Here is a 21,773-nt window from a genome sequence, read left to right on the forward strand (position 1 = left end):
TATGTATTTAGACAAACCCTCGGAAGAAGAATCACCAATTAAAAAAAAACGAAAAAGTTTCAAAGATTATTTTGAATATGGCAACAGTCAAATTAATCAAGTAGGTCTCATTTTATTTATATCTTTTATAATAAGCAGTTCGCTCATATATGTATTTGACGAACGCTTTTCTGAAAAAAGTTGGAAACAAAGTCCTATGAAACGCTACCAAATGGTAGATGATATTATCGATCGAGATCTTTTTATAAATGATTCTAAACAAGTCGTGATTTCTAAATTAGGGCAACCCAGAATATTAAATTCTTCTACAAACAAGCAATATAATTATTATATCGGTACAGGTCTTAAAGTTTCTAACGACCAAACCGCAATGCTTAGTTTAATCTTTCAAAATAACAAGGTTATCAAGGTCTTATTATTACCAAGCACTAACTAACTCAATATGAGCACTTTTACGGTAATCGAAACTTTTTAACTTTGGTCGAATATCACTTTACACTAAAAATCTACACGGTTTTTAGAAGTCTCTAAAATATTAACACAATAATACTAATTTCGTAAAAATGGAATCAAATTCATACTCAAATTTGGAAATACGCCTTATTTAATAGTAATTTTCAAAAGCTATTAATCTATTAAAATCTACAAAAATGAAAATTGGAGTCCCAAAAGAAATTAAAAACAATGAAAACAGAGTTGGTATGACACCAGCTGGTGTTTTTGAATTAACAAAAAACAAACATGTTGTTTATGTTCAAAAAAGTGCTGGTTTTGGCAGTGGCTTTTCAGACTTAGACTATATTGATGCAGGTGCTATTGTCTTAGACACTATTGAAGACGTTTACGCATCTAGTGATATGATTGTAAAAGTAAAAGAACCTATTGCTGAAGAGTATCCTTTAATACAATCACACCATGTCGTGTTTACATATTTTCATTTTGCCTCTAGCGAACCGTTAACAAAGGCTATGTTAAAAAGCAAAGCCGTTTGTATTGCCTATGAAACTGTAGAAGATGAAGATGGTTCTTTACCATTATTAACACCAATGTCTGAAGTTGCCGGAAGAATGGCCATACAACAAGGTGCAAAATATTTAGAAAAACCAATTAAAGGTCGTGGTGTATTATTAGGAGGTGTTCCTGGTGTACCTCCAGGACGTGTATTAGTTTTAGGAGCTGGTGTTGTTGGCATCCAAGCTGCAAAAATGGCGGCAGGATTAGGAGCACATGTAACCGTTATGGATATTAACATGAAACAATTACGTTATGTAAATGACGTAATGCCTAGTCATGTAGTTACGGAATTTTCTAGTGAATACAATATAAGAAAACGTATTAAAGACCACGATTTAATTGTTGGTGGTGTTTTACTTAAAGGTGCAAAAGCGCCTAAATTGATATCGAGAGATATGCTTAAAGATATGCGACCAGGAACTGTTTTGGTAGATGTTGCCGTTGACCAAGGTGGTTGTATGGAAACTACGAAAGCGACGACACATGAAGATCCAACTTATATCATTGATGATGTTGTACATTATTGTGTGGCAAACATGCCAGGTGCTGTACCTTACACATCAACATTAGCCTTAACTAATGTAACTTTACCTTATGTGCTTCGTTTAGCCAACCAAGGTTGGAAGCAGGCTTGTGAAAAAGATGCCATGTTAGCAAAAGGATTAAATATCGTTGATGGCAAAATAGTATATGAAGAGATCGCAGAAGCTTTTAACTGGTCAGTAGACGCTATGTAATAAATTTATCCTGTCATAATTTTAACTGACAATATTACCTAACTCAAATTTGGCTTACTATTTGTTATCTTTACAATTGTAAATTCAAAATTCGATTAAAATTATGATGGGTTATTATATCATTGCAGGAGTTATCTTCTTAGTAAGTACTTTTGTAAGTAGAAAATTAAAAAGTAAGTTTGAGTATTACTCTAAAGTAAGTCTTAGAAATGGACTTAGTGGTAGAGAAATAGCAGAAAAAATGCTTGCTGATAATGGCATTTATGATGTAGAGGTAATTTCTACTCCTGGTCAACTTACAGATCATTACAATCCTGCAAATAAAACCGTTAACTTAAGTGAAGTTGTATATAATCAACGTAATGCTTCTGCTGCAGCCGTTGCTGCTCATGAGGTTGGTCACGCTGTACAACACGCAACAGCTTATAACTGGTTAAAAATGAGATCTGCTATTGTACCTGCAGTTGGTATTAGTAGTAAACTCTCTAACATTGTGATTATGGCTGGTTTATTTTTATCTGCCTCTGGTACTGTATTTGGAAGTACAGTGTTCTTAATTGGTATTGTATTGTTTGGTGTTACTACGTTGTTTACATTTATTACTTTACCCGTAGAATACGATGCTAGTAACAGAGCTTTAGCTTGGCTAAAGAACAAAAACATGGTTACACCAGAAGAATATAAAGGTTCTGAAGATGCACTTAGATGGGCCGCAAGAACATATTTAGTAGCCGCATTAGGCTCTTTGGCAACACTACTCTACTTTGTAAGTATATTTTTAAACAGAAGATAATGGTTTAAAAAAAATCAATTTAAATATTAATAATATCTTTAAAAGCTTTGATTTTTTCAAAGCTTTTATTTTGTTTTCAATACCGAAAACACCTACATTTATATCAATTCTTACCTAAACAAATAAATTTATGGAAAATCAAATCCCAAACCATCCAACTGGAAAAGTTCTGATTGGGCACCTTTCAGACGTAGAGCGTGCTGCATTTTATAAAAAAACTTATGCTCATGTTGCGGGCGGTGTACTTGTTTTTGTATTATTTGAATACTTATTACTTCAAAGTGACACTATAGTAAACTTTATGTTTTCTATGACCGAAGGTTATAAATGGCTATTAATGTTAGGTGGCTTTATGCTAGCAACAAACTATGCGGAAAGTATGGCTATGAAAACTACCGATAAAAATATACAGTACTTAGCCTATGGTATTTATATATTTTTTGAAGCCTTAATTTTTATTCCTATGATTGCAATAGCCGCAGGATATATGGAATCTGGACCAGAAATCCTTCAGCAAGCCGCAATAGTTACTTTAGCACTATTCACAGGCTTATCTGCCGCAGTTTTACTAACCAAAACTGATTTTTCGTTCTTAAAAACAGGCTTAACCATTGGTTTCTTTATTGCTATTGGTTTAATTATAGCAGGATCACTTTTCGGATTTAATTTAGGTTTATGGTTCTCTGTTGGTATGTGTTTACTCGCAGGAGGTTCTATTTTATACCAAACATCTAATTTAGTAAACACGTATGGTGTTGAGGATTATATACCTGCAGCATTAGGCTTATTTGCTTCTTTAATGTTGTTGTTTTGGTACATTCTTAGAATATTTATGTCTAGAGATTAAAATAGAAATCCAAAAATATATAAAAGCCCAACTAAAAATATTAGTTGGGCTTTTTCTATAAATATTTTATTTTAACCCAAAACAAGCAAAAAACCGATATAAAAGTTAAAATAACACACAATCTTGTCAATTCTATTGTTTTCTAAAGCTTACATCATTCATAAATTTGCACCCGAATTTATTTAACCCCAAACAAAGGAATAAACAATTAGATTATGAAAACAAATAACAGAGTAGTTGTAGAAAGTAAAGTAGGAACTAAGACATTAAAATTTGGAAATGCTAGTTCTATGGTATGGAATACTAAACGACGTTTTAAATAAGTATAGAAATTACTTTAAAAACAAAAAGCCCAATTGAAAATTCAATTGGGCTTTGTTAATAGATATTATTTGATTTTGTTACCATCTTTATCATAAAAATGGTATTCAAGATAAGTGTAAGCATCTCTAGGTAAAACTTTTACCCATTTTTTGTGTTCAACAAACCACTTTGAACGTACTGATGGAAACCCTTTGGTTAAAAAGGCTGCTATAAAAGGGTGTGTATTGAGTGTTACCTTTTTATAGTCTTTTTTGAAAACACGCTCTAGGTCTTGATTTATTCGTTCTACCACTTTTATTGGTGCTTCGATTTCATCACCTCCTACAAGGTTTGGGTTTTCTTCTTTTGTTTTAATATTGCGCTCTGGCCTAACGCGTTGTCTGGTTATTTGCACTAATCCAAACTTACTCGGCGGCAATATTTTGTGCTTTGCTTTGTCATCCTTCATCTCATCTCTAAGATAATTGAAAAGCTTTTTTCTGTTCTCTGCTTTACCCATATCAATAAAATCGATAACAATTATTCCTCCCATATCACGTAAGCGCAATTGGCGAGCAATTTCTTGGGCAGAAATCATATTGACTTCTAAAGCAGTATCTTCTTGGTTCTTCTCTTTGTTAGAGCGATTACCACTGTTTACATCTACAACATGAAGGGCTTCGGTGTGTTCAATAACCAAATAAGCGCCTTTTGCCATAGATACGGTTCGTCCGAATGATGTTTTTATTTGGCGTTCAATGCCAAATTTTTCGAAAATAGGAACACCATTTTTATAGTATTTTACTATGGACTCTTTGTTTGGTGCAATTTGCTGCACATAATCTTTTACTTGTATGTACAATTCTTCATCATCTACAACAATACCAGAGAATGAATCATTAAATATATCTCTCAAAATTGAGGATGCTTTGTTCATTTCTCCCAATACTTTAGTTGGGTGATGTGCTTTATACAATTTTTTACACATTGCTGTCCATCGATCCAGCAAATTTTGTAAATCACTATCGAGCTCGGCAACTTTTTTGCCTTCTGCTACTGTACGTATAATAACTCCAAATCCCTTAGGTGTAATACTTTTAACAAGTCTTTTTAAGCGATCTTTTTCTTCTTGCGATTCAATTTTTTGAGAGATTGAAATACGATTAGAAAAAGGTACTAAGACAATGTATCTACCTGCAATAGACAATTCTGAGCTAATGCGAGGTCCTTTAGTTGAGATTGGTTCTTTTACTACTTGTACTAATATGGATTGATTAGATTTAATAGCATTAGCAATAGTGCCATTTTTATCTAAATCTTTCTCCATAGGAAAGTCTTTAAGGGTGTAATCCCTTAATTTCCCTGTGCTTACACGTTTAATGAATTTCATAAGCGAAGGTAATTGTGGTCCTAGATCATGATAGTGTAAAAAACCATCTTTCTCGTAGCCAACGTTAACAAACGCAGCGTTTAGACCAGACATAACTTTGCGTATTTTGGCAATAAAAATATCACCAACAGCAAAGTCATTATCCTCTTCGTCTTTATGTAATTCAATAAGTTTTCCATCTTTTAATAAGGCAAAATCAACAATATCTGAACTCGATCTTACGATTAATTCTTTGTTCATAATGTTAATTTATATCTAACTCTTCATTGAGGTAGATGGATTTTACTAAATTATTTGACACAGGATTAATATCCAACAAATTATACAACACTCTATTAAATGTTGTCAATTCTATATCAAAGAACGTTTCTTTAAAAATGAAAAAAGTAGTTCTAAAACTACTTTTAACAATTTATTTCTTTTTATGACGATTAGCGCGTCTACGTTTTTTACGCTTATGCGTCGCTACCTTGTGTCTTTTTCTTTTTTTACCACTTGGCATAATAAATAATGCTTTTTAATTAATATTTAGTTTAAATTCTTTCTAGTTAACCTCAACATTAGATTTAACACCTTCTAAAAATACTTTTGCAGGCTTAAATGCTGGTATGTTGTGAGCTGGAATTTTTATTGTAGTATTCTTTGAAATATTACGACCTGTTTTTTCAGCTCTTGTTTTAATGATGAAACTTCCGAAACCTCTTAAATAAACGTTATCTCCACTTTCTAAAGATGTTTTTACTTCTTCCATAAAAGTTTCAACTGTCGCTTGAACGTCTCCTTTTTCAATACCTAACTTATCAGATATTTTTGCTACCAAATCGGCTTTTGTCATTACTATTAGTTTTAGGGTTACTTTTTAATTCTAAGGGATTGCAAATATATGTAATTTAATTTCAATATTTCAAACGTAATTAATTAAAATTTAAGATGATAAACATTTAATTTTGCTTTAACACTTAAAATGAAAAATGGATTTCAAATACAAATTAATTAACTGGTACTCAGATAACAAGAGAAAACTGCCTTGGCGAGAGACTAAGAATCCATATTATATTTGGCTTTCAGAAATTATTTTACAGCAAACTCAAGTAAAACAAGGTCTTCCATATTATGAAAATTTCGTCGCAAAATACCCAACAATATTTGACCTTGCATCTGCCTCTGAAACTGAGGTACTAAAATTATGGCAAGGTTTGGGATATTACTCTAGAGCAAGGAACCTTCATGCCACTGCAAAACATATTGTAAATACCTTTAATGGTGTTTTTCCTAACAACTATAAAGATTTATTAAAATTAAAAGGTATTGGCGATTATACAGCTAGTGCTATTTCATCAATTGCATTTAAAGAAGTTGCCGCTGTTGTTGATGGTAATGTATACAGAGTTTTATCGCGCTACTTTGGTATTGACACACCAATAAACTCAACTTTAGGAATTAAAGAATTTAAAACTTTAGCTTCTACTTTAATAGATAAGGAGGAACCTGACACCTATAACCAAGCCATTATGGAGTTTGGCGCGTTGCAATGCAAACCTAAAAATCCAGATTGCAATTCTTGCCCTATTAATGAAAGCTGTATTGCTCTTCAGAAAAAAAAGGTTGATACACTTCCTATAAAGTTAAAGAAAACCAAAGTGTCCGTTAAGCATTTTAACTTTTTAGTGTATATAGACAATAACGGTAAAACGCTTTTTGAAAAACGAACCCATAAGGGCATTTGGCAAAACCTCTACCAGTTTCCGTTGATTGAATCTAAAAAAAGTCTTTCTTCAAGTGATTTTGATGTTTTAGATCTAACAGACACTATTTTAAATCATATTGATTTTGATTACTCATTATATAATGATGAAGATATTGTACACAAATTATCGCATCAACATCTTTATACTAAGTTTTGGATTATAAATGTTAAGGAACTACCAAACGATGCTGTCTCAATTAAATCATTAAAAAAATTACCTACACCAGTACTTATTAGTGAGTTTATAGAAAAATTCAATTTTTAGAACCCTAAAGAAATCACATTTTTTTACTACTTTTAAAGTAGTGATTGCTCAATTGAGTAACTTTGCTACTTAAAACTACAATATTATGGCTGGAACATTGAATAAAGTAATGCTTATAGGAAACTTAGGTGACGAAGTAAAAATGCATTATTTTGATGATAAAAATTGTGTTGGTCGTTTTCCTATCGCTACTAGCGAATCTTATGTTAGTAAGCAAACCAATGAACGTATTACCAATACTGAATGGCACAATATTGTAGTAAGAAATAAGGCCGCAGAAATTTGCGAAAAATATTTATCTAAAGGAGATAAGGTATACATTGAAGGTAAAATAAAAACTAGAAAGTGGACAGACGACAAAGGTATGGAACGCTATTCTACAGAAATACAATGTGATGAATTTACGTTTTTAACACCTAAAAACGACCAACAGCCCAATCAATCGCAAAAACCTAATTTACCAAAGGCCAATCCTCAATCGCAGCAATCGGCTAAAAATGCTGACATTGCAGAAGATAATGATGATTTACCATTTTAATTTTTAATCTAACGTTATCTTGGACCCAGAACCCACGGTTTTAATAATTAATTTAATTGTAAATAGTACTTCATTTATTTCGAGTATTCTATTACTTATAATATTACTTATTTGCTCAGCATTAATTTCTGGTGCAGAGGTTGCTTTATTTTCACTTACAAAATCTGATCTCAAAGAAGGTTTAGAAAATGAATTACCAGCCATGCAAATCATTGTTACGCTATTAGAACGTCCCAAAAAATTATTAGCTACAATTTTGGTTGCCAATAACTTTATAAATATTGCCGTAGTTTTACTGTTTGCTTTTATAGGAGAAACCATTTTTAGTAGTATTTCTAGTACACTATTAAGGTTTTTGGTTGAAGTGGTTTCTGCTACGTTTTTAATCTTATTGTTTGGAGAAATAATTCCAAAAATTTATGCGAGTAGAAATAGTGTGAAATTTTCTTCGTTTATGTCTAGACCTTTAAAGGTATTAGATGTTTTATTTTCGCCTATTAGCTTACCTATGCGCTTTGTAACTATAAAAATACAAGACAATTTTGGTAAGCAACGTTCTAATCTTAGTGTAGACCAATTGTCACAAGCGTTAGAATTGACAAATAATGACGATACTACACAAGAAGAACAAAAAATATTACAAGGTATTGTTTCCTTCGGAAATACAGATACAAAGCAAGTAATGCGTCCTAGGATGGATTTATTTGCTCTTAAAATTGATACTCCTTTTGAAACTATTATTAAGGAAATTATTGCCAATGGCTATTCTAGAATTCCTGTATACGAAGAAAGTATAGATACTATTACTGGTGTACTTTATGTAAAAGATTTACTTCCACATATAAACAAGAAAAAATTTAATTGGACCACCATTTTACGTGAACCCTTTTTTGTACCTGCCAATAAAAAATTAGATGATCTAATGGTTGAGTTTCAAACCAAAAAAGTTCATCTCGCTGTTGTGGTAGATGAGTATGGTGGTACTTCTGGTTTAGTTTCATTAGAAGATATTATTGAAGAAATAGTAGGTGATATTAGCGATGAATACGACGATGATGATTTAATATATTCTAAATTAGACGATAACAACTATAGTTTTGAAGGTAAAACACCTCTAAAGGATGTATATAAAATAATTGGAATTGATACAAATAATGAGCTTTTTGAATCTAAGAAAGGAGAAGCAGAAACACTCGCAGGCTTTGTATTAGAAATTTCAGGTGGATTTCCTAGAGTTGGAAGTAAAATAAATTTTCATAATTACGTTTTTACTATAGAGTCTCTAGAACGAAAACGCATTAAACAAATTAAACTCACTTTATTAGAATAACCATAATGAAACGATTAGCTCTTCCTATATTAAGTTTATTAATGTTAAGCTGTGGTAATGACCCATTACCAAAACCTAAAGGCTATTTACGATTAGAATACCCTAATGCCAACTATAAAAAAGCTATTGTGCCTTTGCCTTTTTCTTTTGAAAAAAATGAATTAGCCAACCCAATTAGTGCGGTAAAATCTACGCCTAATTCTAAAGGTGTTGATATTAAATATCCAGCTTTAAAAGCTACTATTTACCTTACGTATAAAGAAGTTAATAATGGAAATTTAGATAGCCTACTGCGAGATGCTCAAAACCTTACTCAAAAGCACACCATTAAGGCTGATGAAATTTCTAGCAATTTGTATGAAAACAAAACTCAGAATGTTTATGGAATGATATACGAAATTGGAGGCGATGCAGCCTCTCAATCTCAATTTTATGTTACTGATAGCATCAACCACTTTTTAAGTGGCTCACTTTACTTTTATGCTAAACCTAATTATGATATCTATCCAGCTGCAGAGTATCTAAAAAAGGATATTAGACACATTATGGAAAGTGTTCATTGGAAAGAATAAGCTTCAATTTATAACATAAAAAATGCCACTGAAATTCAGTGGCATTTTTTTTTATTATTTAATAGGATGTTCTGCTTACCTTAATCTTGGTAAACCCATTCTCCTCCCATTTTTATTACTGCGAAATCTTCAGTGGTATTACTACCATTATAAACTTCTATAGTAACAATATACTTTTGCTCTTCAGCAGCACTAGGATCTAAATTATCTAAGACTACTGCAGCTGCTTCAAGTACCATTGGATTTGTCCACTCCGCTGCATTACCAGCTCTTCTATCCATGTTTCCGTAGTTACTCATACTAGCTGTTGCATTAGGGTAAACATCTCCTAATTCTGTTGCTACTAATACGTAATCATCTGCAGAAAATGTATATCTAATAGTGTTATCTGGCACCCAAATTCCATCTTCAAAACCAAACTGTAAAGTTGTAGATATTGTAGACTCATGACCAACAAACTCACCGTTAGTGACAGTATAAAGATTACCTCTTCTTTGTGCTCCACTAGAACTAGAGTAATAATCATAAATTATAAATAACTCTTCTTCTTCCTGTGCATAAGGGAACGTTAGGTCTAAAAACGTTGGTAAATAGTTATCTGGTGGTACAGAACTACCAAAGTTATCGTATTGACCAGGTTGGTTAAAATCTTCACCCATTGAATCAAAATCTTTAGAACTTAAGTAATAAACACCTTCAACTGCTTCCCAAGAACCACCAGAATACATAAAGTACTCACCTTTAGAGTTTATATCTCCCGTTGCTCCTAAAGCTTTTATCGCCATGCTTTCTATTCTCCATCTTGCAGCATCTGAATCAGTAGATTCATATTTAAAAGCCACATTAATTGTTTCACCATCATATGCCGAAAAATCGTAATCTTCAGATGAAGCCATATCTCCTGTAGCTGGATTTGCTAAAGTAATTTCATCCCAAGTTGTTGTTAAAACATCACCTGTATAATCTGTTGTAACCATTATTTTCAATAATGATGCGTCACCAGCGTAATCAAGTTCGTGAGTAATTTGAAATTTAAGATCACTCTCAGCAGATAAATCTATAGTAGGTGATACAATCCATTCTGTATTTGCTACTTGTCCGCCAAAATAACTGTTTCCTTGAACATAACCTGTTTCAGATGTCCAAACAGCATCATCACCAAACTCTTCACCAACAGTCCATCCTTCCATGCTTCCTGCAAAATTGTAAGAAACTAAGTCAGCTAAACCAACTACAGGATCTTGAGTATATTGGTCATACTTAGCTAATATTAATTGCCCCTCTACAGGATCTGTAACCTGAGCATCTAAAATAGCTGGTATTTGATCTGCTGCATTTACATCTGGATAAAACCCAAAAGCATCACTACCAGTTGTAGCATAATCAGAGTTTGTAAACTCATAAATATCAGAATAAGTAAAATCACTTACACCTTCTGCATTACCAATATATAGATCATAACCTACTACAACTGATGAACCTTCTCCCCAAAACGGATATTTATCAGCTAAAAATCCTGGTAATAAAACTTTGGCTTCATCAACTGAATTGAAACTTCCATAAGTCAATTCTAATTCGTCATAATCATCACTAACAAGAGTATATGATTCTGAACCTACAATTGGTTCTGCACTTGAATCTAATCCGTCATAAATGTCATCCATAGGATCACAACCGTAAAAGGCTAATCCTAAAATTGCTAAACAATAAATTATTCTTTTCATTTTCAATATTTTTTAAAAATTAACTTTCAATCCAACACTATAAGTTCTTCCTGGACCAAAATAAACTTGAGCAGTAGAAGAAGTCCCGTCTAAATCATTTGCATCAGATACATATTCTGTATTAAAAGCATTATTTACTTTTCCTATTAACTGAGCATCAAACGATCCCATTACAAAACTATGTCTTAAACCTATATCAAATAAACCAAAATCAGGAAGCTTCCATACATCTGGTAAATCTAAACTACCTCTGTTAGTAACATCGTAAGAAGAATAGTTATCTCCTGCAAAGTTATAATCTACATAGATATTAGATTTTGGCGCTAATTTATAATCAACACCTAATGCAAATGTAGTTTGAGCAACGTCACCTACTTTTAAATCTTCAGCATATACTTCTACTACATCAACAACATCACCTGCTTGATCTCTAATATCTGCAGAAACATTACTTTTCCATTGCCAATCACCTAAAGATGCCATACCTGTTACAGTTAATTTATCAGTTGCTCTATATCTAAAGTCAACTTCGATACCTTGGTGTAATGCATCAATTCCTTGTAAGTTATAGAAAAATAAGTCTTCACCTGTTCCTATAGAACCACCTAAAGATTTATCTAACCAATTTGTATAATAAACATTTACATTGGCACTTAATTTTTCTCCACGGAAACCGTATCCTAATTCTGCACTAAATACTTTTTCGTTTACTGCGTCTTCATTTGGAATAATTCCGTCTTCATCTAAAAATACATCATCTAAAAATGGTGCTTTAGAGAAATATCCAACATTTACAAATACATTATTATTACCATCAAGATTATAGTTACCACCACCTTTAATTCCGTATCCTGTAAAGTTTACAGCTTCAGATAATCTATCACCTGTGATAGTATTGTTCATAAACTCCTCTTGCTTATAGTTACTATTAGAAACGTCTGCAGCAACAAATAAATTCACTGATTCATTTACTTGATATTCTGCTTGTCCAAAAAGTCCATATCTTAATACAATACCATCATAATCTTTATTGTATCTATCACCTACTTTTAAGGGCTGACCAAAAGCAAATGTATCACTTTCATTATCAAGGAAAAACTGACCTCCTAATAAATCATCTACTTGGTACCAGTGAGAACCTACATAATAACGTCCATCTAAACCACCAGAAATTGTTAACTGATCGTTCACTTTGTTTTTATACGTTGATAAAACACCATACCATTCGTGAGAGTTTCTAGAAGACGAAATAATATCCGTTGATCCATTTACACCGTTTGCTTGATTCTCTGCAATTACCCTATCAAAATCAATAGGAGTTAATCCAGAAGACCCTATTCTATATTCATCAGATCCAATTTTAGAACCTTCATCTCTACGTCCACCACCTGAACCAAATGATGCATAAACTGCTGTAGATAATGCAGAAGCGTCATTAATTTTCCATAAATGGTTTATAGACATTTGAGGTTTGTGATAGAAGTTGTAAGATTGATGATAAACTTCACCGTTCTTGTAACCCCAATCTCTGTTGGCTTTTTGTGGACCAGAATCAGTATCCTTTAAATCAGCAATTGTAGAACGATTAAAACGTTGACCGTGTTCTTGTTGCGCACCAAAAGCTGTAAATGATAATCTGTGAGCATCATTTATTTGTTGCGTTAAACTTACAAAGTAATTGTATCCTGAAAACTCAGTTCCGTCTACATAACCGTCACCATCAATTTTAGATGCGCTAACTGTTGCAGCAAATCCTTTATCTGATAAACCAGTAGAATATGTCATTCCATATTTTAAATAGCCATCATTAGCAATACTTGTAAGTACGTTTCCACCTTTTTCAGCGTCTGTCGTTTTTGTGATAATATTAATTGTACCACCAACTGATGCTACAGCTACTTTAGATGCACCTAAACCTCTCTGAACCTGCATTGTAGAAGTTACATCTCCTAAACCTGCCCAGTTACTCCAATAAACAGCTCCATTCTCCATGTCGTTTACTGGTACACCGTTAATCATTACAGCGACATTTTCAGAACTAAACCCTCTAAGGTTAATTCTACTATCACCATATCCACCACCTTGTCTCGTTGCGTAAACACCTGGAGTAGATTTTAAAATTTCAGGAAATTCTTGCGTTCCTAATTTAATTGCAATTTCTTCTGCCTTAATTGTAGAAACAGCTACTGGAGTTTTTCTATCCACAGCTACAGAAGCAACAATCATAATTTCATCTAAACCTACATTACTAGACATTAAAGTAATTGTACCTAAATCAGTATCTCCACTAAAGGCTATAGTTTGAGATATAAAACCTACATAAGAGATTACCACTTCACCTGATTTTGAATCAGTTGTTAAAGTAAAATCACCATCAAAATTTGTAGTTGCACCATTTGAAGTTCCTTTCACTATGATATTAGCACCAGGAAGCGGTGAGCTCATGTCACTATCAATAATTTTACCCGTAATAGTGGTTTGGGCATATGCAAATGTTGTTAAGCATGTTAATACAACAAAGCATAAATAAAGATTAAATTTTTTCATATAAAATTTAAGTTAATTGGTTTTATAATTATCGCAAAATTACACAGCTCAATGAGCTAGTATATTAACTTAATGTTAACAATTAAGCAAAACGAAGTTAATTATAAAATCCTTAAATTTTATGCATGCATAATAGATTTTATCAAATGTTTTTAACAATTTTTAACAATTGTTCTTATAAAATGATATTAAATTTTGAGTCGATGAATCATGATTTGCCGTAACATCATCATTTGAGAGTTCATTTAGTATAGATTTAGCAAGTTGTTTACCCAATTCTACACCAAATTGGTCATAGCTATAAATATTCCAAATTATACCTTGTACAAAAATCTTATGTTCATACATAGCTATCAATTTTCCTAAACTCTTAGGAGATAATTTCTGAATTAATATTGATGTCGTTGGCTTATTTCCTTCAAACACTTTAAAAGCTAACAGTTGTTCTATTTCTTCAGCTGAAGCAGATTGCCCTTTTAATTCAGACATTACTTCCTCTTCCGTTTTACCATTCATTAACGCTTCAGTTTGAGCAAAATAATTAGACATCAATTTATCATGATGATCTTTATCTCCATACAATGACTCTACATACCCAATAAAATCGGTTGGTATTAATTTAGTGCCTTGATGTATTAATTGAAAAAATGCGTGTTGTGAGTTGGTTCCTGGTTCTCCCCAAATCAATGTCCCTGTTTGGTAATTTACTTTATTACCACCTCTATCTACACTCTTACCATTACTTTCCATTATACCTTGTTGAAGGTAGGTCGCAAATTGATTTAGATATTGCGTGTAGGGAATAATTGCTTCACTTTCAGATTTAAAAAAGTTATTATACCAGATGGTCAATAATGCTGAAATTACAGGAATATTATTATTAAAATCTGCAGTTCTAAAATGCTCATCCATTTGATGCGCTCCATCTAACAGACTTTCAAAATTTTTATAACCTACAGCCAAACTAATTGAAAGACCTACTGCACTCCACAATGAAAAACGACCACCAACCCAATCTTTCATTGGAAATATATTAGCTTCATCAATCCCAAAGTTTTTTACGCTTTCAATATTTGTAGAAACAGCTACAAAATGATTAGCAACAGCCTCTTTTGGTTGCGATTTTAAAAACCAAGTTCTAATTGAATTGGCATTAGACAAAGTTTCTTGCGTTGTAAATGTTTTAGATACAATTACAAATAGAGTTGTTTCAGGATTTAAGTTTTTAATGACTTCTTGATAATGATCACCATCTACATTGCTTACAAAATGCGTGTTTAATTGATTTTTATAAAACTGTAGCGAATCTACAACCATTGCTGGTCCTAAATCTGAACCACCAATGCCTATATTTACAACATCTGTTATACTTTTACCCGAATACCCTTTATGATTACCACTTACTACAGAATCCGTAAATTTTTCTATTTTCTTCTTTACATCATGTACTTCAGGAATTACATTTTCACCATCTACTAAAACCTTAGCATCTTTTGGTGCACGTAATGCAGTATGTAAAACAGCTCTTCCTTCTGTCGCGTTTATAATATCTCCTTCAAAATATTTTGCTATAGCATTTTTCAAATCTAGTTCATTTGCTAGTTCAACTAACAAACCAACCGTTTCTGTTGTCATTCTGTTTTTTGAAAAATCGACATAAAAATCTTCCCATTTTATAGTTAAATCATTTGCTCTATTGGCATCTGCTTTAAACAAATCTTTTAAATGCTCTGTTTTAATGCTGTCAAAATGTGCTTGTAATTTTTTCCAAGCATTTGATGTTGTTGGGTTAGTTGCTTTTAATGCCATATTTTGTTATTATAAAATCGGATCTTCCGTTATTGTGTTTTCTGTTTCTTTTGGTTCTGCTTCTAAAAAGAATATATTATCTAATCTTTGCTTTATAGGTTTTATATGTTCTAAAAACTTAACTTTTAAACTATCAGAAATCGGTTTCGCTTCTGGTAACTTTTGCTTAAACGGATCTACTTGTTTTCCATTTTTCCAAAAACGGTAACAGACATGTGGTCCACCTGTATTTCCAGTCATTCCTACCTTACCTATTATATCTCCTTGTTTTACGTAGTCACCTTTTTTAACAAGGCGTTTACTCATATGGAGGTATTGTGTAGTATAAGTATCGTTATGCCTAATTTTTACATATTTACCATTACCGCCTCTTCGTGTAGATTCTATAACAGTACCATTAGCTGTTGCCATAATTGGCGTACCTACCGCAGCAGCGAAGTCGGTTCCTTTATGCGGACGAACTTTGTATCCATAAACCGCTATTCTTCTTTTTAAATTATATCGTGACGATATTCTACTAAATTGAACGGGTGCTTTTAAGAAGGCTCTTCTTAAGTTTTTTGCATCTTCATTAAAATAATCCACAATTCCTTTTATAGAATCTGTTTCAAACTGAAAGGCATACAGAGAATCACTATTGTGCTCAAAATAAGCAGCCTTTACATTGTGTACACCTGCATAAATTGAATCGTCTATATATTTATCTGTGTAAATAACTTTAAAACGGTCTCCTTTTTGCAATCTTCTAAAATCTATAGTCCATGCATATATATCATCAGCCATTTTATAGGCCAATTTCTGGCTTAATCCTTTTTCCTCTAAGGTCTTTGAAATACTACTTTCTATTACACCTGTAGCTGTTTTTTCAATATAGGTTACTGGTTTTTTATTTGAATATGCGTAGATAGAATCTTTTAAATTTACAACGACATATTTTACTTGATCTGCTTGATAAATAAATGTTTCTGGACTAGGAAGACTATCAGTGGATGATTCTTTTGAAAACAATAAAGTATATGGTTTTCCTGGATGAAGTTTTCTGGTATCAAAACTGTCTTTTGTTTTTTCAGCTATCTGAAAAATCTGTGGATACCCAATATTATTGCGTTGTAAAATCTCGCCAAAACTATCCCCTTTTTTAATAGTATCTCGTTTAACAATGTAGTTATTTATATCAAAGCCAAACTCAAGAATTTTTTCTTCTTCTACAATTTCTGCGAGTTCATTTTCATATTCAATTTCTGCTGAGTTATCCTCTTTACAAGCAAGAATACTCATTGCAATCACTAGTACTGCGATTAATGGTTTTAATTGCATTAATTAAGCTAATTATAAATTATTTCCCCAATTTTCTATTTCTTCTTTACTCCATAATTCCGGAAAGAAGATACGCTTTTGATATTTTGGATGCATGTATTTTTTCCAATCACTTCCTCCTGTAGCTTCACCATCACCAATACCACTATCGATATAGTGTTTTGCTGCATTATAATGACACATTACCCACGATACATTTACTGTATAATCGTAATGACGCATTGCTTTTACTAACTCCTCATCCTTTTGATCTTTTTCTGGAAGTTCTTTGAAGCGTGTCCAAAGGTTTTTAGTGTTATATGTTTCCATAAACCTTAAAAACTCATCTTTATAACGTTTCTCAAAATTAACTAAAAGGGTGGATTTCTTTCCTGTTTTATGATCTTTCCCTGCGGCTTGCCAATATAAATGCTCAAATGCATGCATAAAAGGCGTATTTCTATCTATATCCTTTCTAAACCTGTAATCAATAAGGTTAATTAACTCTGTTGATGCAAATTCAACGAGTCTGTACTGTGCACTTTGAAATCCACTAGCTGGTGTAAGCGTATATCTAAACTTCATATACTGCTCTACTTCCATCCCTTCTCTCATAATATCAAAAGAAGTTGATAACATATCAAAATAGCGACTAATACGCATTAGTTTACTTTCAAAAAAAATAACATCTAAATCTTCCTTTTCTGCTACCTGAGAAATTTCCCAGAGTATCATTTTAAAAATTAGCTCATTAATTTGGTGATACGCAATAAACACCATCTCATCAGGTAGAGTTGTACGCTGAATTTGAAGATTTAACAATGCATCTGTTTGTATGTAGTCCCAATACGTTATAGGCTTACTATATAATAAACCATGTAAATGGTCGTCGGTGTCTTGATCTATTTTTTCGTACTTCTCTTGAAGTGCTTTTATAACCTCATCATAGTTAGGTTGATCTGTCATATTATCAATAATATCTTAGAATTCTATTTTAAAAGAGTGCTTTAAACCTTTAAACTCTATAAGATCTGCACGTAAGGAACCTACTGCCAAATCTGCTTTAATTTTTAAAGGAATTTTATTCTTATCTGCACTTACCCAAAGGGTTAAACTTTCTTCTTCTTTAAACACTCGGCCAGCCATTACATAAGGTCTAAACTTAAGCGTTTTTACTTTTACATCAGATCCGTTAACGTCTACCTCTATCGTTTCTCTACCTAAAAACTTTAGTTTAAAACCATAGTTTTCTTCATCAAAAAACATGTTTGTTTTAATCTCATCACCTGTTCTTAAAGCATCTATATCAATCTTATTTCTTAGATAATAATACATAGACACCATATCCTGAACATCTTGTTCAGTAGTAACAGTGGTTACTTTCTTTTTCTTTTTATTATAAACCTCGGCTTTCTGTTTAACATGATCAAATTTTATTTCAATATCCTTAGTATGTCCACCTTCATCAATTTTACGAATAAACTTGTATGGTACTCCTGTGTCTTTATCAAAATAACTTTCGTAACGATCCTTTACTTTAAAAAACCATTTTATTGCACCTGTTGTCCACCCTTTGCCAACAACATGAAAAACTTCTTTTCCATCTAAATTGGTTTCTTTTACTGACATTGTAGCGTTTCCTGCTTTTACAAAGCCACTATAACTCATTTCAAATTTAAACCACTCTCCTTCTTGAAAAGAGGATTCCTTTTCAAGGTCTGAGGCCTGAAATCCAACAAAAAATAATATGATTGTAAATAAATATTTCATGTGTTTTATGTTTTAATATTTACGGTCACATGTGATTTCTATAAATCTTTTACCATCAGCACTTAATACTTAAGTCTCAAAGCATAAACTTTATAGATTGTAAATATAATTAATGTAACGCATTTTTTGTGTTACAATTATCTTAAATACAATTACTATTCCAAATATTAGAAACAGTTAAAAAACTAAAAACACCTCTTGATATTTAACCAAATCAATAAAAACTTATTTAAGTCAGTTTATAGCGTACCTCTTTTAGCTTGTTCGCGCTCAATAGACTCAAATAAGGCCTTAAAATTACCTGCACCAAATCCACGTGCTCCCATTCTTTGTATTATTTCAAAAAACAAAGTTGGCCTGTCTTCTACTGGTTTTGTAAATATTTGAAGTAAGTAGCCTTCTTCATCTGCATCTATCATAATACCTAAGCCTTTTAAGGTTTCAATATCTTCTCTTAATGCATGACTATGCTCTTCTAAACGACCTGGTACAGCGCTGTAGTATTCTTCTGGTGGTGTAGATAAAAATTCTACACCTCTAGATTTTAATTGCGAAACTGTTTTAATAATATCATCTGTTGCTACAGCGATATGCTGTACTCCTGCGCCTTCGTAAAAGTCTAAATATTCTTCAATTTGAGAACGCTTTTTACCTTCTGCTGGTTCATTAATAGGAAATTTAATTCTACCATTTCCATTACTCATTACCTTACTCATCAATGCTGAATATTCTGTATGAATCTGTTTATCATCAAAAGACAAGAAATTAACAAAGCCCATAACATCTTCATACCATTTTACCCAAGTATTCATTTCACCCCAACCAACATTACCAACCATGTGGTCTATATACTTTAAGCCTGCTGGTTCTGGATTGTAATCACTTTTCCACGCTACAAAACCTGGCATAAATGCGCCTTTGTAGTTTTTACGCTCCACAAACATATGTACTGTTTCTCCGTAAGTATATATACCTGCTCTAACGACTTCACCAAATTCGTCTTTTTCTACAGTAGGTTCCATATACGATTTTGCACCTCGCTTTGTAGTTTCTTCATAAGATTTACGCGCATCCTCTACCCAAAGTGCAACTACCTTTACGCCATCACCATGCTTAACGATGTGGTTATTAATTTCTGATTTACTATTTAATGGTGTGGTTAAAACTAATCGGATTTTATCTTGCTTTAAGACATAACTTACCGAATCCGTAGAACCCGTCTCCAACCCTTTATATGCATACGACTGAAAACCAAATGCGGTTTTATAAAAATGTGCAGATTGCTTGGCATTACCAACATAAAACTCTACATAATCTGTACCTAAAAGCGGTAGGAAATCTTGAGCGTCTTCAAATATTTTTTCTAAACCGTAGTTAACGTTTTCTATTTCTTTAGTCATAATTTTATATTTTAAAAATTATATGCTTTTTAATTATCTTATTAGTTTTTTAATCTATTATATAGAATCTACTTCAGATTCTAGAATGTAATCGTCTTCCTCCCAATCTTCAATACTATCTGTTTCGTATTCATAATGAAAGTCATCTTCTTCGTAATTTCCACTTCTTATACCATCTAACACGGCTGAAGATATAATGGTTCCGTAAAAAATTAATGCTGCAAAAGCAACAAGAAAAATTATTCCGTTTAAAATAACCGCTATTATATTTAAGATTTTGGCTGTATTAACATTGCTTAGTGATTGCGGATCATAAGCTTCAGGATTGTTATGAAATTCTCTAATACTTTTATTAGCAGTTACTAACCCAATAATTGCCATAACAAGCGGTACAATCGCTGTTACTCCATAACAACAGCAACCCACTAAACCAATAATTAATGCCAATACGCCTAAAATAAGAGATAATGGATCAGCCGATAATTTATTTTTATACATTTATTTTTTCTTTTAATGCTCTAACCACGATTTATAATAATCCTCATCTGCAATTTTCATTGCCTCTTCCGTAACTTGTAATGGTTTAAACGTATCTACCATTACAGCCAATTCGTCTGTTTTTACTTTACCAATACTACGTTCCATTGCTCCTGGATGTGGACCATGAGGAATACCTGCTGGATGCAACGAAATATGACCTGCAGCTATATCGTTTCTGCTCATAAAATCGCCATCTACATAATACAATACCTCATCACTATCTATGTTACTATGGTTGTATGGCGCTGGCACAGCTAATGGATGATAATCATACAGCCTTGGCACAAAACTACAGACTACAAACGCATCAGTTTCAAAAGTTTGATGCACAGGTGGTGGCTGATGCACACGACCTGTTATGGGTTCGAAATCATGAATTGAAAAGGCATATGGATAATTATAACCGTCATAACCCACCACATCAAAAGGATGCGAGGCATATATCATATCAAAAATATCGCCTTGTTTTTTTATTTTAATTAAAAATTCTCCAGATTCATTATACGTTTCTAGCTCTTGTGGCTGACGTAAATCGCGTTCACAAAATGGCGAATGTTCTAGCAACTGACCAAACCAATTTCGGTAGCGTTTTGGTGTATAAATTGGTCTACGAGATTCTACAATAAACAGGCGATTGTCTTCTGTATCAAAATCGATTTTATAAATAACACCTCTTGGTACTAAAAGATAATCGCCATATTTAAAATCTAAGTTTCCTAAGTGTGTTCGTAATTTCCCTGTGCCTTTATGAATAAAAATTAACTCGTCTGCATCTGTATTTTTGTAAAAATAATCTCGTGTCGATTCTTTTGGTGCGGCCAAAATAATATGACAATCACTGTTAGTGAGGACGATTTTTCTACTCTCTAAATAATCGTTTTCTGGCTTTGTTTTAAAACCATGTAAGCGATAGGATTGCATATTGTTTGCTTTCGCAATTTTAGGTGCAACACTATATTGTTTTTTTATGTCTTTTACTTGTGTTGGACGTTGCTCGTGGTAACTGTTGGTAGACATGCCGTCAAAACCAATAGTGCCGAACAATTGCTCGTAATAAAAATCGCCGTTTGGTTTTTTAAACTGTGTGTGGCGTTTTGGTGGAATTTTCCCTAATTTATGATAGAATGGCATTTGCTTTTTGTTTTAAGTTC

At 32.5% G+C, this 21,773-nt stretch carries 19 protein-coding genes; 8 read left to right on the forward strand and 11 right to left on the reverse strand.

The window, feature by feature from the left end; translation table 11 throughout:
* The first annotated feature begins 1 nt into the window (after nt 1).
* The 4 genes from Q0891_RS13460 (at nt 2) to Q0891_RS13475 (ending at nt 3,391) form a co-directional block, all read left to right on the forward strand.
* On the forward strand, nt 2-436 hold the full coding sequence (locus tag Q0891_RS13460) for a hypothetical protein (protein ID WP_299102381.1): 435 nt from the start codon (nt 2-4) through the stop codon (nt 434-436).
* A 214-nt stretch (nt 437-650) separates the two neighbouring features.
* Nucleotides 651-1,751: an alanine dehydrogenase gene (gene ald, locus Q0891_RS13465; protein ID WP_299102383.1), complete on the forward strand. Its 1,101-nt coding sequence runs from the start codon at nt 651-653 to the stop codon at nt 1,749-1,751.
* A gap of 103 nt (nt 1,752-1,854) precedes the next feature.
* Nucleotides 1,855-2,544, forward strand: a complete 690-nt coding sequence (locus Q0891_RS13470) for a zinc metallopeptidase (protein ID WP_299102385.1) — start codon at nt 1,855-1,857, stop codon at nt 2,542-2,544.
* 130 nt (nt 2,545-2,674) lie between these two features.
* Complete coding sequence (locus tag Q0891_RS13475; RefSeq protein ID WP_299102387.1) at nt 2,675-3,391, forward strand: Bax inhibitor-1 family protein; 717 nt, start codon at nt 2,675-2,677, stop codon at nt 3,389-3,391.
* Between the two features lie 388 nt (nt 3,392-3,779).
* On the opposite strand, the gene Q0891_RS13480 is transcribed toward Q0891_RS13475, so the two are convergent.
* Nucleotides 3,780-5,324 carry a ribonuclease E/G gene (locus Q0891_RS13480; protein ID WP_299102388.1) on the reverse strand — a complete coding sequence of 515 codons (1,545 nt, stop codon included), beginning with the start codon at nt 5,322-5,324 and terminating at the stop codon, nt 3,780-3,782.
* Between the two features lie 304 nt (nt 5,325-5,628).
* Complete coding sequence (locus tag Q0891_RS13485; RefSeq protein ID WP_008270198.1) at nt 5,629-5,919, reverse strand: HU family DNA-binding protein; 291 nt, start codon at nt 5,917-5,919, stop codon at nt 5,629-5,631.
* Nucleotides 5,920-6,055: 136 nt separating this feature from the next.
* On the opposite strand from Q0891_RS13485, the gene mutY reads away from it, so the two are divergent.
* The 4 genes from mutY to gldD all read left to right on the forward strand — a co-directional run bounded on the left by mutY (nt 6,056) and on the right by gldD (nt 9,536).
* Complete coding sequence (gene mutY, locus Q0891_RS13490) at nt 6,056-7,096, forward strand: A/G-specific adenine glycosylase (protein ID WP_299102390.1); 1,041 nt, start codon at nt 6,056-6,058, stop codon at nt 7,094-7,096.
* 85 nt (nt 7,097-7,181) lie between these two features.
* The gene (locus Q0891_RS13495) at nt 7,182-7,634 is read left to right on the forward strand and encodes a single-stranded DNA-binding protein (RefSeq protein ID WP_299102393.1); all 453 of its coding nucleotides are present in this window, start codon (nt 7,182-7,184) and stop codon (nt 7,632-7,634) included.
* A gap of 19 nt (nt 7,635-7,653) precedes the next feature.
* Nucleotides 7,654-8,964: a gliding motility-associated protein GldE gene (gene gldE, locus Q0891_RS13500; RefSeq protein WP_299102395.1), complete on the forward strand. Its 1,311-nt coding sequence runs from the start codon at nt 7,654-7,656 to the stop codon at nt 8,962-8,964.
* Nucleotides 8,965-8,969: 5 nt separating this feature from the next.
* The gene (gene gldD / locus Q0891_RS13505) at nt 8,970-9,536 is read left to right on the forward strand and encodes a gliding motility lipoprotein GldD (protein ID WP_299102397.1); all 567 of its coding nucleotides are present in this window, start codon (nt 8,970-8,972) and stop codon (nt 9,534-9,536) included.
* Nucleotides 9,537-9,616: 80 nt separating this feature from the next.
* Here gldD and Q0891_RS13510 read toward each other — a convergent pair whose 3' ends face one another.
* The 9 genes from Q0891_RS13510 to Q0891_RS13550 form a co-directional block, all read right to left on the reverse strand.
* Nucleotides 9,617-11,260, reverse strand: coding sequence for a choice-of-anchor J domain-containing protein (locus tag Q0891_RS13510; protein ID WP_299102399.1), 1,644 nt, complete (start codon nt 11,258-11,260; stop codon nt 9,617-9,619).
* A gap of 12 nt (nt 11,261-11,272) precedes the next feature.
* Complete coding sequence (locus Q0891_RS13515; RefSeq protein WP_299102401.1) at nt 11,273-13,807, reverse strand: carboxypeptidase-like regulatory domain-containing protein; 2,535 nt, start codon at nt 13,805-13,807, stop codon at nt 11,273-11,275.
* 162 nt (nt 13,808-13,969) lie between these two features.
* Complete coding sequence (gene pgi, locus Q0891_RS13520; protein ID WP_299102403.1) at nt 13,970-15,616, reverse strand: glucose-6-phosphate isomerase; 1,647 nt, start codon at nt 15,614-15,616, stop codon at nt 13,970-13,972.
* Nucleotides 15,617-15,625: 9 nt separating this feature from the next.
* The gene (locus tag Q0891_RS13525) at nt 15,626-16,933 is read right to left on the reverse strand and encodes a peptidoglycan DD-metalloendopeptidase family protein (RefSeq protein ID WP_299102405.1); all 1,308 of its coding nucleotides are present in this window, start codon (nt 16,931-16,933) and stop codon (nt 15,626-15,628) included.
* A 12-nt stretch (nt 16,934-16,945) separates the two neighbouring features.
* Nucleotides 16,946-17,878, reverse strand: a complete 933-nt coding sequence (locus Q0891_RS13530; protein ID WP_299102407.1) for a tryptophan 2,3-dioxygenase family protein — start codon at nt 17,876-17,878, stop codon at nt 16,946-16,948.
* Between the two features lie 15 nt (nt 17,879-17,893).
* Nucleotides 17,894-18,682, reverse strand: a complete 789-nt coding sequence (locus tag Q0891_RS13535) for a DUF3108 domain-containing protein (RefSeq protein ID WP_299102409.1) — start codon at nt 18,680-18,682, stop codon at nt 17,894-17,896.
* Between the two features lie 239 nt (nt 18,683-18,921).
* Complete coding sequence (hppD, locus tag Q0891_RS13540) at nt 18,922-20,082, reverse strand: 4-hydroxyphenylpyruvate dioxygenase (protein ID WP_299102411.1); 1,161 nt, start codon at nt 20,080-20,082, stop codon at nt 18,922-18,924.
* 57 nt (nt 20,083-20,139) lie between these two features.
* Nucleotides 20,140-20,580 (reverse strand): CCC motif membrane protein, encoded by a 441-nt coding sequence (locus Q0891_RS13545; RefSeq protein WP_299102413.1) that lies wholly within the window; start codon nt 20,578-20,580, stop codon nt 20,140-20,142.
* 12 nt (nt 20,581-20,592) lie between these two features.
* The gene (locus Q0891_RS13550; RefSeq protein ID WP_299102415.1) at nt 20,593-21,753 is read right to left on the reverse strand and encodes a homogentisate 1,2-dioxygenase; all 1,161 of its coding nucleotides are present in this window, start codon (nt 21,751-21,753) and stop codon (nt 20,593-20,595) included.
* Between the last annotated feature and the right edge of the window lie 20 nt (nt 21,754-21,773).

The organism is uncultured Winogradskyella sp., assembly GCF_947498005.1.
In the GTDB taxonomy this organism is placed as follows: domain Bacteria; phylum Bacteroidota; class Bacteroidia; order Flavobacteriales; family Flavobacteriaceae; genus Winogradskyella.

What these genes read in the sequence shown, in the direction of transcription:
- Q0891_RS13460 (WP_299102381.1), top strand. Translation starts at nt 2, where the DNA reads ATGTATTTAGACAAACCCTCGGAAGAAGAATCACCAATTAAAAAAAAA.
- ald (WP_299102383.1), top strand. Translation starts at nt 651, where the DNA reads ATGAAAATTGGAGTCCCAAAAGAAATTAAAAACAATGAAAACAGAGTT.
- Q0891_RS13470 (WP_299102385.1), top strand. Translation starts at nt 1,855, where the DNA reads ATGATGGGTTATTATATCATTGCAGGAGTTATCTTCTTAGTAAGTACT.
- Q0891_RS13475 (WP_299102387.1), top strand. Translation starts at nt 2,675, where the DNA reads ATGGAAAATCAAATCCCAAACCATCCAACTGGAAAAGTTCTGATTGGG.
- Q0891_RS13480 (WP_299102388.1), bottom strand. Translation starts at nt 5,324, where the DNA reads ATGAACAAAGAATTAATCGTAAGATCGAGTTCAGATATTGTTGATTTT.
- Q0891_RS13485 (WP_008270198.1), bottom strand. Translation starts at nt 5,919, where the DNA reads ATGACAAAAGCCGATTTGGTAGCAAAAATATCTGATAAGTTAGGTATT.
- mutY (WP_299102390.1), top strand. Translation starts at nt 6,056, where the DNA reads ATGGATTTCAAATACAAATTAATTAACTGGTACTCAGATAACAAGAGA.
- Q0891_RS13495 (WP_299102393.1), top strand. Translation starts at nt 7,182, where the DNA reads ATGGCTGGAACATTGAATAAAGTAATGCTTATAGGAAACTTAGGTGAC.
- gldD (WP_299102397.1), top strand. Translation starts at nt 8,970, where the DNA reads ATGAAACGATTAGCTCTTCCTATATTAAGTTTATTAATGTTAAGCTGT.
- Q0891_RS13510 (WP_299102399.1), bottom strand. Translation starts at nt 11,260, where the DNA reads ATGAAAAGAATAATTTATTGTTTAGCAATTTTAGGATTAGCCTTTTAC.
- Q0891_RS13515 (WP_299102401.1), bottom strand. Translation starts at nt 13,807, where the DNA reads ATGAAAAAATTTAATCTTTATTTATGCTTTGTTGTATTAACATGCTTA.
- pgi (WP_299102403.1), bottom strand. Translation starts at nt 15,616, where the DNA reads ATGGCATTAAAAGCAACTAACCCAACAACATCAAATGCTTGGAAAAAA.
- Q0891_RS13525 (WP_299102405.1), bottom strand. Translation starts at nt 16,933, where the DNA reads ATGCAATTAAAACCATTAATCGCAGTACTAGTGATTGCAATGAGTATT.
- Q0891_RS13530 (WP_299102407.1), bottom strand. Translation starts at nt 17,878, where the DNA reads ATGACAGATCAACCTAACTATGATGAGGTTATAAAAGCACTTCAAGAG.
- Q0891_RS13535 (WP_299102409.1), bottom strand. Translation starts at nt 18,682, where the DNA reads ATGAAATATTTATTTACAATCATATTATTTTTTGTTGGATTTCAGGCC.
- hppD (WP_299102411.1), bottom strand. Translation starts at nt 20,082, where the DNA reads ATGACTAAAGAAATAGAAAACGTTAACTACGGTTTAGAAAAAATATTT.
- Q0891_RS13545 (WP_299102413.1), bottom strand. Translation starts at nt 20,580, where the DNA reads ATGTATAAAAATAAATTATCGGCTGATCCATTATCTCTTATTTTAGGC.
- Q0891_RS13550 (WP_299102415.1), bottom strand. Translation starts at nt 21,753, where the DNA reads ATGCCATTCTATCATAAATTAGGGAAAATTCCACCAAAACGCCACACA.